Consider the following 12,665-nt stretch of genomic DNA (forward strand, 5'->3'; position numbering starts at 1 on the left):
GCCCCGTGACCGCGCGCAAGGTGCTAGTACTCAACGGACCCAACCTCGGCCGCCTCGGTTCCCGGGAGCCCGACGTCTACGGCGCGACGACGTACGCCGACCTCGTCGCCGACTGCGAGAAGACCGGCGCCGACCTGGGCCTGACCGTCGAGGTCCGCCAGACCGACGACGAGTCCGAGCTCGTCGGCTGGCTCCACGAGGCCGCCGACCACAAGTACCCGGTGGTGCTCAACCCAGCGGCCTTCACCCACTACTCGTACGCCCTCCGCGACGCCTGCGCCCAGCGCACCGCCCCGCTGATCGAGATCCACATCAGCAACCCGGCGGCCCGCGAGGAGTTCCGCCACACCAGCGTCGTAGCCGCGGTAGCCACCGGCACCATCGCCGGCTTCGGCCTCAACTCCTACCGCCTGGCCCTCCGCGCCCTCACTACCCTCACCGACTAGCCACAACCGCCCGCCCCGCCGACCGACTGGATGCCTTGCCCCACGCACTCAATCGGCCCCGCCGAGCATCGGCCGCCCATGAGGTGCCTCGCTCCCGTGCACCCAGCACAGCCCGATGGTCCGCCGACGCCCACCCGGGTGCTTGCCCCACGCATCCAGTCGGCTCCCGCCGACCGACGGCCGCCCACCGCGCGCTTTGCCCCACGCACCCGGTACAGCCGATGGTTTGCCGACGCCCACCACTGACTAACCGCCGCAGACAAGCACGGCCAAGGCGCGCGTAAGCATGGCGACGGCGACGACTGTGGCCTTGATCAGTAGTGGCGGTCGGCCGACGCCCACCACCGTTTAACAGTCCCACAGATCGACTCAAGGCATGTGCGGGCGCAGCCGCGGCGGCGGCCTTGGACGGTGGTGGGCGTCGGCCATCCGACAAGGCACTCCGGCCTTCCGCGCCCCGCCTCCGGCGCCGCCCTCCAGCCCGACCCGAATCTGGGCCACCCGTCCCGGCCCCGACATCGTCTCGGCATCGGCCCTGCCCATGCGGGGCCCCAGCCCCGACTGTCGTTTCGGCATCGGACTGGCCCTGGGCATCGTTGACTGATGCCGTTTTGGACGACTGCTTCCTATTGTCACGACTGACGCGGTACATCGTGTCAGTCGTCCAACAACGAGCCAGTCGGCACGGAGTGTCGTCGAGCGGATCGCGCACGACGCGGCGTACCGGGTCGCGACACCAAGCGGGTCCACCGGCCGGTGCCGGGAGCGCGTTGGCGATCGGAGTGCAAGGGATCTGCTGCGCGTCGACAGCCTCCTGGTCGTGCCGCCGGCCGTGGCCGCGTCCTGCACGCCTTCCGCGGCGGATTGACCTGCGGCCGTCGCACCGGCGGGCTCGACCGGGCGTGCCGGCGGGCCCCACCGGGGCGTCCGGCAGACCCAGCGGCGTTCCGCGGGGGTTGCACCGCCTGGCGGATTGCCCGATGGGTTGACCTCGGGGGCAGGGTGGTGGGGCAGACCTGGGGGTCGGGAGGGCATGAAACCGGTGTGAGACGCCGGTGAAACGGGGAGCGGGCAGGGTGGGTTTTGGGTCGGGGTTCCGGGGGAACGGCGCAAGCCGCCGGCCGTGGCAGTCGAACCTTGCGGAGGTCCTTCGGGGGACCACAAGGCACGACCGCGGCGGCCGGCGGTGAGCGTCGGAGTTGCCTGAAAGGGCAGCGCGTTCGGGATCACGACGGAATCGACGAGCTTGGGGGTTCCCGTGACTGCGGATGCGATCCGTTCCGTTCAACACTCTGGGGGAGTGATGCCTGTGAAACAGCGCCGGATACCCGTCTGGGTGAAGGCAGCAGATCCGCTCTCCCAGTTCGGCCTGGTGCACGCGCTCAGGCCTCGCCCGGAGATCGCTCTCCTGAGCGACGCCGACCTGCCGGGGATCCAGCAGCCGAACGATCAGCGCCCCGCCCCGCCAGTGGTCGCGCTGATCGCCGTCGACTCGCTCGACCCGGTCGCGGTTCAGGTGCTCCGGTCGGCGACGCAGCGCGGTTGCCGTCGTACGGTGCTGATCAGCAGCACGATCGACGACGACGCGTTGATGACCGCGGTCGAGCTGGGCGTCTCCGGCGTACTGCGGCGCGCCGAGGCCACCGCCGACCGGATCGTCCACCTGCTGCAGACCGCCGCCGCGGGTGACGGCAGCCTGCCGCCGGACCTGCTCGGCCGGCTCCTCGGCCAGGTCTCCCGCATGCAGCGGCACGTCCTGGCGCCGCGCGGTCTGTCCCGTACGGGGCTGTCCGAGCGCGAGACGCAGGTCCTGCGACTCGTTGCCGACGGCAAGGACACGCAGGAGATCGCGCGCGAGCTGTCGTACTCGGAACGCACGGTGAAGAACGTCCTCCACGACGTCACCAGCCGCCTGCAGCTCCGCAACCGTTCCCACGCCGTCGCGTACGCCCTGCGCGAAGGCCTGATCTGACCCGCGGCCGCCGGCCACTACCGGCGGCCGCGCCACCATCTCCACCCGGCGCTGGAGGGTGACGCCGGGAGGAGCAACTCCGGACGACGCGGACTGCGCCGTCCTCAGTACGCCGACCGCCCGGCGGGCAGGGCCACCGGGCGGTCGGGCGGACGTGGCCACCGGGCGGTCGGGGGATGGGCAGTTCGCCGACCGGGCGCTGGGGATGCCGGGCGAGGGCACTCCGCCGACCGTTGACCGACGTGGGGTCGCCCGTCGGGCGTCGGGCGGGAATTGGCGGGCCGCTGGCCAGGCGCCGGGGACGCCGAGCGGGGGAACTCCGCCGCCCGTTGGCCGGCGTGGGTCGCCGCCGGTTAGGCGCAGGCGACGCCGGGTGGGGATGAACACCTGGATCACCCAGCGGCTGGCGATCGACTGAAAGCCCGCGTCACCGAGCCGGAGACCCGTCTGGGCTCTGGCAAAAGTCGGATGGCACCGCCTGTACGCGCTGCCCACCGATCACCAGGCCGGGTTGTCGCGGCCAGCTGGCGCCGGGGAGGCCGGACTGCTGGTGTGTCGGCCGGCCTTCGCTGGAGCCGGGCCGCCGGGTGATGCTTGGTCCGGGCCGGGCCGGGCGAGGCGAGGCGAGGCGGGGCGAGGCGGGGCGGGGCGAGGCGGGGCGAGGTGCTGGCGTGCACGGGCGGGCGGTTGGGGGGTATTGCCGAGAGGCCGGTGTCTGGCGGGTGTGAGCGGCGGCGCGCGGGCGGCGGCGGTGCCGTGCGGGGTGCGGGGCGTGCGGGGGTAGGTGGCTGGCCGGCGCCTGGGCAAGGCCGGACTGCTGGTGTGCCGGCCGGCCGCTGGAACGGGCCGGCGGTGACGGCCCGGGCCGGGCGGGGCGCTGGATGCTCGCGCGGACGGTGACTGGCGGGTTGGGTAGTCGGGGGTGTTGCCGAGGCATCGGTGTCTGGCTGGTGTGAGCGGCGGCGGCACGGGGCCGGCGGTGTCGTGCGAGGTGCGGGCGTGCGGGGGCAGGTGGGCTGGCCGGCCGTTGTGGGTGATCACCCGGCTGTGACTGAGGGGCCCCGAGTCCGGTGGGCGTGAAGGATCGGTCGTGCTGTGCGATGTGGGCTGGTTGCCGTCGTACGGGGTCAGGTGAGGTAGCGGTCGGCGAGGGTGTTGAGGGGGAGGTCTCGGGCGGTGTCGGCGATGTGGGGTGCCTTGCGGCCCAGGGCGGCGTACGCGGTGGCGCGGGCGGAGGCCAGGTCGTCTAGTTCATCGGGGACCTGGACGGGGAGGCCTAGTTTGTCTCGGTGGGTGTCGGTGGCGGTGAGGAGCTGGAGGGCCTCCTCGGGGCGGCCTTGGGCTACGGCCAGGCAGGCGATGGACTCCAGGGCGCCGCACATGCCCATCGAGAAGGCGCTTTGTCGGGCTCGGCGGAGGCTTTCGATCGCCCAGGTGCGGGCGAGTTCGTGCTGGCCGGTTTGGCGGGCGACGATGGCGAGGTTCTCCATCGCGATGGCGACGCCGCCGAAGTCCTCGATCTCCTGCCAGTGGTCGCGGGCGGCTTCGAACAGGGCGGTTGCCTGCGGGGCGTGGCGGAGGTTGCGGTGGGCCAGGCCCATGTAGTTGAGGGCTGAGGCGCGGGCTCGGCGGGTGACGCGGTCGTCGGCTCGGCAGCGTTGCTCGACCTCCTCCGCGTGGGCGAGCGTCGCGACCATGTCGCCTTGAGCGAGGCAGGTTCGGGTGAGGGACATCAGGCCGATGGTGACGCGTTCCTCGTCGCCGAGGGCTCGGAACGCTGCCAGGGAGCGCTCTCCGATGGATCTCGCCTCGGGGATCAGGCCTCGGTTGCGGGTCAGGCTCGCGAGCGTGCTCAGCCCGGCGGCGTACTCCTCGGAGTCCGGCGGGAGCTCGGCCAGGGAACGTTCGAGCCATTGCGAGGCTTCGAGCATGAGGCCGCGTCCTGGCCAGTACCACCAGAGAGGGGAGACGAGGGCGCTGACCTTCTCGGCTTGGGTGCCTTCGCCGAGGCACCAGTCGACGGCGGCGAGCAGGTTGGCTTCCTCGGCGCCGACGCCGGTGTTGTTCCGGGCGCCCATGCCCTCGAACTGCCGGACGAAGAAGCCGTACCACTCGACGTGCCGGCCGCGCAGCGCTTCCTCCTCACCGGCTTCCCGCAGGCGCTCGAACGCGTAGTCGCGGACGGTCTCCAGCAACCGGAACCGAATTCCCTCGGCTCCACCTTCCACCGTCAGCACACACCGCTCGACGAGCTCGGCCAGGATCTCGGCGATGTCCGTCGGTGCCAGTACGTCGGGGAGCCCGGTCGCCGACGGCGTGCGAGCATCGGCGCTGCCCGCATCCGGGGACGCGGAAGCGGCCGCCGGAGAATCGGCCCGGGGGTCGGCCTGGGCACCGGCGGTGATGTTGCCGAATGGGGCGGCGGGGGCGGTGGCGCTCGCCGGTGAGATGCTCGCGGGCTGCTGCGCGGGCTGCTGCGCGGGCTGCTCCGCGGGCTTGGCGGGGGCGGAGGTCGAGGCGGAGGTGGCGCGCTCGGCGGGGGCGGAGGTCGAGGCGGAGGTGGCGCGCTCGGCGGGGGCGGCGGGCTCGGAGACGGCGCGCTCGGCGAGGGCGGATGGGATTGCGGATGTCCCCGGGGAGAAGGGCGACGGGGTCGCCGGTCGGCTTCCCGTGAAGGCGGACGGAGGTGTCAGCCCCGGCTGGTCGGCGATCACCGCGTGCGCGGCCTCGGCGGTGAAGCCGCCCGCGAAGACTGCCAGTCGTCTGAGGGCTACCCGTTCGGGTGTCTCCAGGAGTTCGTGGCTCCAGTCGAGGGCGGCTCGGAGGCTGGTGTGGCGGATGCCGGCGTCTCTTGGGCCGCGGACGAGGAGGCGGAGGCGGTTGTCGATGCGCTCGGCGAGCTGGGCGACCGACAGGGTGCGGGTGAGACCGGCGGCGAGCTCGATCGCCAGGGGGAGGCGGTCGACGGCGGCGCAGATCGCGTCGACCTCGGGGCCGGGGTCGGTGGCGCTTCGGTCGCAGAAGAGTTCGGCGGCCGCGGCGGCGTCGAGCGGGCCGACGCGGCGTTCTTCCTCGGCGGAGATGCGCAGCAGCCGCTGGGACGTGACGATGATCGACGTCGCCTCACCGAACTTCAGCAAGGCTTCGACCAGCGCGGCCGTGTTCTCCACCAGGTGCTCGGCGTTGTCCAGCACGAGAAGCCCGCCGGCCAGCTCGTCGGCACATCGCGCCAGCGGATCCTCGGAGCTGCCGTCGACTCCCAGGATCGCTGCCAGTACGGCGACCAGGCTGTCGCTTGTTCCCAGCGGGCCCAGGTCGACCCATCCGACGCGGCGACCTCGGGCGCTCTCGCGCCAGGCGACCTCCCGGGCGAGGCGGGTCTTGCCGACGCCGGCGCCGCCGGTCAGCGTCACCACCCCGGCGTACGGGCTCTCGCCGCTGACCTGCGCCAGCAGATCGGCGTACTCGAGGTCGCGCCCGACGAACGCCTTATGGGCCTGGGGCAACGAAACGGTGATCGGCGGCTGCTGCGCGAAACGGGGCGTCAGGGCGCTGCCGCTGCGGAGCTGGTTCTCGAGGGCGACGGTTTCGGGGGAGGGGTCGATGCCGAGCTCGTCGGCGAGGCGTTCGTGCAGGTCGGAGAGCCGGGAGAGCGCTCCCTGCAGATCTCCCGCCCGTACGGCGGCAGTCGCGGCCAGGCGGACCGGCCGTTCGTGCAGCGGGTGCTTGCCGATCAGCTGCTCGAGCTCTTCGTCGATGCCGGTGGCACCGACTTCCAGCCCGCTCTCGACGCGGTCGAGGCGGAGCTCGACCCAGAGGGACTCCAGGCGCTGGCGTTCGGCGACGACGAACGGAAGGTCGGGGAGGCCTTCGAGCGGGTCGCCGCGCCAGCAGTCGAGGGCCGCGGCGGCCGCGGTGTGTACGTCGGGCCAGCGGCTTGTACGTCGGGCGGTCTCGAGCTCGGCGACTCGGCGTTCGACCTCGGCCAGGTCGGCGGCGATCGCGTCGAGGCGGAATCCGGCGGCTGTTCTTTCGAGGGTCGCGCTCTCTTCGCCGAGCGCGCCGCGCAGGCGGGAGGCGAGGACGCGCAAACGAGCGGACGGGCGGGAGAGTTCTTCGTCGCCCCAGAGATCGCGGACGAGGATCTCGTCGGAGACAGCTTCACCGCGGGCCAAGGCCAGGCGGACGGCGAGGGCTCGCACCAGAGGCTGTCGTACGGCGATGCCGGCGGAGTCAGGAGTGCTCGCGGCAGGAGCGGTGTCCTGGGCGGTGGGGCCGGCTTGGTGGTCGGCGGGATCGGGGGCCGCAGACGGGGGAACGACCGAGTCGGAGGCGGGCGCCGAGCCTTGGGCGGTGGGGCCGGCTTGGTTATTGGCGGGATCGGCGGCGGCAAGCGGGGAAACGACCGAGCCGGAGGGAGGCGTCGAGTCCTCGGCGGTCGTGCCGGCTTGGTGGTCGGCGAGATCGGCGGCGGCGAACGGCGGAACGGAGGTCGGCTTCGGGATGATCTCGACCGTGCCGAGCACCCGGACCTCGAGTCGGTGATTACCTCGGTGCACTGTGCTCACCACCTTGCCGAACCGCCATCTGGAGATCCTCCCACGCCGGGCGCGGCGCGGTCAGGGCTGCTCGCGTCATCTTCGTCACGGGCCGCGGCGCGCCGGTTGCCACCCGTGAGGGAGCGCGATCAGCGGGCCGGTGCTACTAGGGTGGACTGTTCGAGGGCACTCCCCGGACCGGTGCGGTGGGCATGATGGATGCTGTAGGCAACGACTCTGAGTACGCGGGAGCGTTGCGCGCCGGCCTGGTCGCGATCCTGACGGAGCAGGGAGCGCTCTCCACCGATCCCGTCGCCGCCGCGTTCGGGCAGGTTCCGCGGCACGTCTTCGTACCGGACGTGTCCGTCGAGACCGCGTACGCCGACGACGTCGTGCTGATGAAGCAGAACGCGGCCGGCGTCGCGATCAGTTCGGTCTCGCAGCCGTCGATCGTCGCGCTGATGCTGGAGCAGGCGGGCGTGGAACCCGGCCACCGCGTCCTGGAGATCGGCTCCGGCGGCTACAACGCGGCGCTGCTGTGGGAACTGGCCAAGCCCGGCGGCGAGGTCACCACGATCGACATCGACCCGGACGTGACCGAGCGGGCGAGCGCGACGTTGACGACCGCCGGGTACGACGCGGTGGAGGTCGTCCGGACCGACGGGATCGCAGCCTGGCCGCCCAACGCGCCGTACGACCGGATCGTCGTGACGGTGACGGCGGGCGACATCGCCCCGGCCTGGCTGGAGCAGCTGGCGCCGGGCGGGCGGATCGTCGTACCGCTGCGGGTCCGCGGCCAGACGCGGTCGCTGGCGCTCGACCTCCAGACCGACGGCTCTTTGCGGAGCCGAAGCAGCGTGATCTGCGGGTTCGTCTCGATGCAGGGCGTGGGCGCCGGGCACGAGCACGTGGTGCCGGTCGCGGGGGAGGACGTCGTCCTGCGGATGGACGCGGACCAGACCATCGATCCACCGACGCTGGACGGTCGCGCGTTCGTCCGCTGGACGCGGGTCCTGCTCGATCGCGAGGAGCCGTTCTGCCAGCTCGACCTGTGGCTCGCGTCGGTCTTCGAGGAGTACTGCGTGATGTCGGCCAGCTCCACCGCGGTGAAGAAGCGGCTCGTACGGCCGACGCTGCGCTGGGGCGGCGCGGCCGTCGTGCGCGACGGGACGCTCGCCTACCTCACCTCCCAGCCCGGCCCGGCCCGCAACCTGCTCGAGATCGGTGTCCGCGCGCACGGCCCGGCCGCCGTCCCGCTCGCGGAGGCGGTCGCCGAGCAGATCAGGGTCTGGGACGCCGTACGGCGAGGCAACCCCGACCCGGTCTTCCTTGTCCACCCAGCTGGTACGACGGATCTCCCGCCCGGCCAGCACTTCCGGACCAAAAACTGCGTCGTCACACCGATCTGGACGCCTTAGGCTGGGCCGATGGCATCGGTCAAGGAGTTCCAGGTCACCTTCGACTGCGCGGATCCCGAGCGCGTGGCGCGCTTCTGGTGCGAGATCCTCGGGTACGTCGTACCGCCGCCCCCGGAAGGGTTCGCCAGCTGGGACGAGTTCAACAGCTCGCTGCCGCCGGACGCGCAGGGCTCGGCCTTCGCCTGCGTCGATCCGACCGGCGAGGGCCCGCGGCTGTTCTTCCAGCGGGTCCCCGAGGGCAAGGTCGTCAAGAACCGCGTGCACCTCTGCGTCCGGGTCGGCACCGGGCTCGTGGGGGACGAGCGCCTCGCCACGCTCCAGGCGGAGAGCGAGCGGCTCGGCGCGCTCGGCGCGGTGGTCGAGCGCGTGATGAAGGCGGACGGCATCAACGAGTCCTGCATCGTGATGCAGGACATCGAGGGCAACGAGTTCTGCCTCGACTGAGAGCAGCGGCCTCGCAACGTCCGAAGAACCGGCGAGCGTCCGAAGAACCGTGCTCTATAGCCTCGGGTTCTTCGGACGTTAGCGGGTTCTTCGGACGCTACGAGGTTCGGGCGCTCCGGGCTCTGAGTGCCTACGAGCGGTCGCGTCCCTGCTCGGGGCCCGACAGCCCGCGCTCGCGGACGGTCTTCCACAGCTCGTCGATGTCGGAGCGGTCGTCGGCCTCCGGCTTGTCGACCCACCCGCTGGCCCAGCGCTCCGCGTCGTCGTGGTTGGCGTCGAACAGCGAGTCGGCGAACGCCGCTGAGCCGACGTACCGGGTCTCCTGGTCCGGAGCGCCGTCGGAGGTCGACGAACCAGCGGCCTCACGGTCGCGACCGTCCCCACCGTTGCCGCCGCCGTTGCCACCGGCCGGCGCGACCAGCGCCCGCGCCCGCTTCTGGGCGTCGATGATGCCGAGGTCCTGCTCGTCGCAGAGCAGCCGGACGGCGCCGACCTCGTTCCCGGCCTGCATCATCTCGCGGACCCGGTGGTCCAGGTCGCGCTGCGACGGCTTGGCGTGAACGGCGCGCTGGGCCTGACCCTGCGGCGGGTACCACGGCGCCGGCGGCTGGAACTGCCCCGGCAGGGCGAGCGGCTGGGAGAACGGCTGGGCCTGTGTCGGAGCCCCGGCGTACGGCGTCGGTCCGTGGTACTGGCTGTTGTGCAGGCCGGCCATCTGCGCCGAGCTCTGGACGGTCGAGCCGGCGTAGCCCGGGCTGCCGTGGCCGTCGGCGGGCTGCGTGAACTGGCCCTGGGGCGGCGGCTGCTGGAAGCCCTGCTGGGCCTGCATCTTCTCGATCATTCGCTGCATGCGGGGAGTGAGGGTGCCGGCCCTCGCACTCTCGTTGCCCTGTGCCTTGAGCCGCCGGCTGACGACCATGATCACGATGACCACGATCACCGGAATGAAGAACTCGACCATCGGGCGACCCTCTCTCGGCGGTGCTGACGTACCTGCCGTCTCCAGCGTAGGCCCCACCGGGTCAGGACGAATCGGCCGATCGGCATCCCGACCGCTACAATCCGGTGTACCGCTGATCGATTTCGAAGGGTTCCCACGCGTGGCATCGACGAACGACCTCAAGAACGGCATGGTGCTCAACCTGGATGGGCAGCTGTGGTCCGTCGTCTGGTTCCAGCACCACAAGCCCGGTAAGGGCGGTGCCGTGATGCGGACCAAGCTGAAGAACGTGCTGTCCGGCAAGGTGGTCGACAAGACCTTCAACGCCGACGTCAAGGTCGAGGTGGCCAACGTCGACAAGCGCGACATGACGTACCTGTACAACGACGGCGCGGCGTACGTCTTCATGGACAAGCAGACCTACGAGCAGCTGTCGATCCAGCCGGAGACGGTCGGCGACGCCTCGCACTTCCTGCTGGAGAACCAGGACGCCATCGTCGCGGTGCACAACGAGCTCCCGCTGTACGTCGAGCTGCCGGCCTCGGTCGAGCTCACCGTGGAGTACACCGAGCCCGGCCTGCAGGGCGACCGCTCCACCGGTGGCACCAAGCCGGCGAAGCTCGAGACCGGGTACACGATCAACGTCCCGCTGTTCCTGACCACCGGCGAGAAGGTCAAGGTGGACACCCGGACCGGGGACTACCTCGGCCGCGTCACGTCCTGACCGCCCGTCATCGGCTGGAGCTGACAACCGAACATGTCTGCCCGTAGCAAGGCCCGCAAGCGCGCGCTCGACGTGCTGTACGAGTCGGAGGTGCGCGGCCTGCCGGTCGGCGGCACGCTGTCCGACCGCGTGGCCGACAACGACCCGCCGGTGAACGAGTTCACCGTGGCGCTGGTCGAGGGGGTCGCGGAGCACATCGGTGCGATCGACGACCTGCTCGGGACGCACTCGGTCGGCTGGACGCTGGACCGGATGCCGGCCGTCGACCGCAACATCCTGCGGATCGGCGTGTACGAGTTGCTCTTCGACGAGCAGGTGCCGGACGTGGTGGCGGTCAGCGAGGCGGTGTCGCTCGCGCGGGACCTGTCGACCGACGAGTCGCCCGCGTTCGTGAACGGGCTGCTGGCGCGACTGCTGCAGCTGAAGCCGACGTTGGGCGTCTGAGCGCCTGAACGCCGTCGCCGCCTGAGACGTCTCAGGTGGCACGTACTGGTGAGCTGAGCCCGGTACCGCCTCGGTGCGGTGCCGGGCCGACTCGGCGTCCCCGTGTGCGGCGCGGGGGGAACGGCCCCGGCCTGATCGAGCCGCGAACGGTGCCGGCTCGTGCTGCCTGTGTGCAGCTCTTCCTCACTGATTCCTGCGTTCAACATCGACCCGTACGTCGCGCGCGGATTCAGGGTCTGCGCTTGGCGTGCGACAAAGGTGGTTCCCCGGCCGTGGAGCGCCGAGGACTTGCGGGTCAGCTGGGCGAGCGACGGGCGCGTCCAGCTGCTGACAGCAGATCGTTCAGGTGGCCCACCACAGTGAAGTGGGGCGGGCAGGCGGCCGTGGGCAAGCTGCTACGAGCCCCGACCGTCATGGTCACGCCGTACTGCTCAGGCTCCGGCGGCCTCGGACGCGTCGTCGACGTCGCCCTTCGCCTCCGGGTTCAGCACGCCCCACGAGATGAAGCGCTCGGTGAGTGTGGTCGGCGACTCGTCGTAGATCACGGCGAGCGTTCGCATGTCGTCCTGCCGGATCGACAGGACCTTTCCGTTGTAGTCCCCACGCTGAGCCTGGATCGTGGCCGCGTACCGCGTGAGCGGACCGGCCTCGCTCGCGTCGAGGTGCTGCAGAGCCTCCAGGTCGAGCTTCAACCTGGGCGGAGCGGCTGCCGCGGCGGCCGCGCTGGCTGATCCAGGAAGCAGCTCACGGATCGGCACGCCGTAGAAATCGGCGAGCTCCGCGAGCTTCTGGACCGTGACGGCCCGATCGCCACGCTCGTACGAGCCGACGACGACCGCCTTCCAGCGACCCTTGGACTTCTCTTCCACGCCGTGCAGCGACAGTCCTTGCTGCTGGCGGATGGCGCGTAGCTTGCCACCCAGTGTCTTCGCGTATTCGCTAGGCACGCTGGTTCTTCCCTCCGACTTGTGGTCATTTCGTGGTGAAAACCAACGGCCCCTAGGTATGGACCGTTGGCCAAACCCCCCACGGTTACACAGAGTAACAATATTCCGGGCCGGAGGCCAGCGTCAAGACGGCGTGTCACTTCCGATAGCATGTCAAGTGGTCCGAACGTCCTTTAAAGACCCGTCCGGTGAGGCGGGAAAGGAGGAACGGTTGCGATGAACCCTGCCCCGACTACGCACGAGTCGTCCGACTCGCACGCAGCGCCGCGCACAGTTCTTGATGCATCCGACATTTCCCGGGCACTGACCCGGATCGCGCACGAGATCCTCGAGCGCAACCGGGGTGCCGACCCGGTCGTTCTGCTCGGCATCCCCACCCGTGGTGTGGGCCTGGCGGCCCGGATCCGCGACCGCATCGCCGCGGTCGAAGGGCGCAGCGTGCCCACGGGGTCACTCGACGTGACGATGTACCGCGACGACATCGGTCTGAAGCCGGCCCGCGCGCTGGAGCACACCGACATCCCGCCGGGCGGGATCGACGGCAAGGTCGTCGTCCTGGTCGACGACGTGCTGTTCTCCGGCCGGACGATCCGCGCCGCGCTGGACGCGATCGGCGACATCGGCCGGCCCAAGGCGGTCCAGCTCGCGGTCCTGGTCGACCGGGGCCACCGCGAGCTCCCGATCCGCGCCGACTACGTAGGCAAGAACCTGCCGACCTCCCTTGTGGAACGCGTCACAGTCCACCTGTCGGAGTACGACGAGGCAGACGCCGTGGTCATCGCCGACAAGCCG

At 71.1% G+C, this 12,665-nt stretch carries 9 protein-coding genes and 1 pseudogene; 7 read left to right on the forward strand and 3 right to left on the reverse strand.

Annotation, left to right across the window (positions count from 1 at the left end):
* Positions 1-5: 5 nt before the first annotated feature.
* Together aroQ and ACLQ2O_RS10295 are read left to right on the forward strand one after the other, a co-directional pair.
* Positions 6-446: a type II 3-dehydroquinate dehydratase gene (gene aroQ / locus ACLQ2O_RS10290; protein WP_184795656.1), complete on the forward strand. Its 441-nt coding sequence runs from the start codon at positions 6-8 to the stop codon at positions 444-446.
* 1,303 nt (positions 447-1,749) lie between these two features.
* Positions 1,750-2,418 (forward strand): helix-turn-helix domain-containing protein, encoded by a 669-nt coding sequence (locus tag ACLQ2O_RS10295; protein ID WP_425829700.1) that lies wholly within the window; start codon positions 1,750-1,752, stop codon positions 2,416-2,418.
* A 1,127-nt stretch (positions 2,419-3,545) separates the two neighbouring features.
* On the opposite strand, the gene ACLQ2O_RS10300 is transcribed toward ACLQ2O_RS10295, so the two are convergent.
* The gene (locus tag ACLQ2O_RS10300) at positions 3,546-6,986 is read right to left on the reverse strand and encodes a BTAD domain-containing putative transcriptional regulator (protein WP_425829702.1); all 3,441 of its coding nucleotides are present in this window, start codon (positions 6,984-6,986) and stop codon (positions 3,546-3,548) included.
* A gap of 182 nt (positions 6,987-7,168) precedes the next feature.
* On the opposite strand from ACLQ2O_RS10300, the gene fxlM reads away from it, so the two are divergent.
* Positions 7,169-8,374, forward strand: coding sequence for a methyltransferase, FxLD system (fxlM, locus tag ACLQ2O_RS10305; RefSeq protein WP_425829704.1), 1,206 nt, complete (start codon positions 7,169-7,171; stop codon positions 8,372-8,374).
* 9 nt (positions 8,375-8,383) lie between these two features.
* Positions 8,384-8,818, forward strand: coding sequence for a VOC family protein (locus ACLQ2O_RS10310; RefSeq protein WP_425829706.1), 435 nt, complete (start codon positions 8,384-8,386; stop codon positions 8,816-8,818).
* A 130-nt stretch (positions 8,819-8,948) separates the two neighbouring features.
* On the opposite strand, the gene ACLQ2O_RS10315 is transcribed toward ACLQ2O_RS10310, so the two are convergent.
* Positions 8,949-9,779, reverse strand: coding sequence for a hypothetical protein (locus ACLQ2O_RS10315; protein ID WP_425829708.1), 831 nt, complete (start codon positions 9,777-9,779; stop codon positions 8,949-8,951).
* 139 nt (positions 9,780-9,918) lie between these two features.
* Here ACLQ2O_RS10315 and efp point away from each other — a divergent pair, with 139 nt between their 5' ends.
* The gene (gene efp / locus ACLQ2O_RS10320) at positions 9,919-10,482 is read left to right on the forward strand and encodes an elongation factor P (protein ID WP_425829710.1); all 564 of its coding nucleotides are present in this window, start codon (positions 9,919-9,921) and stop codon (positions 10,480-10,482) included.
* 33 nt (positions 10,483-10,515) lie between these two features.
* Positions 10,516-10,926 carry a transcription antitermination factor NusB gene (gene nusB / locus ACLQ2O_RS10325; protein ID WP_425829712.1) on the forward strand — a complete coding sequence of 137 codons (411 nt, stop codon included), beginning with the start codon at positions 10,516-10,518 and terminating at the stop codon, positions 10,924-10,926.
* Positions 10,927-11,357: 431 nt separating this feature from the next.
* On the opposite strand, the gene ACLQ2O_RS10330 is transcribed toward nusB, so the two are convergent.
* The gene (locus ACLQ2O_RS10330; RefSeq protein ID WP_184795648.1) at positions 11,358-11,873 is read right to left on the reverse strand and encodes a transcriptional regulator BldD; all 516 of its coding nucleotides are present in this window, start codon (positions 11,871-11,873) and stop codon (positions 11,358-11,360) included.
* A gap of 216 nt (positions 11,874-12,089) precedes the next feature.
* Between ACLQ2O_RS10330 and pyrR the strand changes: the two are divergent.
* Positions 12,090-12,653 (forward strand): annotated as a pseudogene (gene pyrR, locus ACLQ2O_RS10335) (bifunctional pyr operon transcriptional regulator/uracil phosphoribosyltransferase PyrR); the annotation flags it as partial.
* Between the last annotated feature and the right edge of the window lie 12 nt (positions 12,654-12,665).

Origin of the sequence: Kribbella sp. DT2 (assembly GCF_049844575.1) — a bacterium.
Lineage (GTDB): Bacteria > Actinomycetota > Actinomycetes > Propionibacteriales > Kribbellaceae > Kribbella.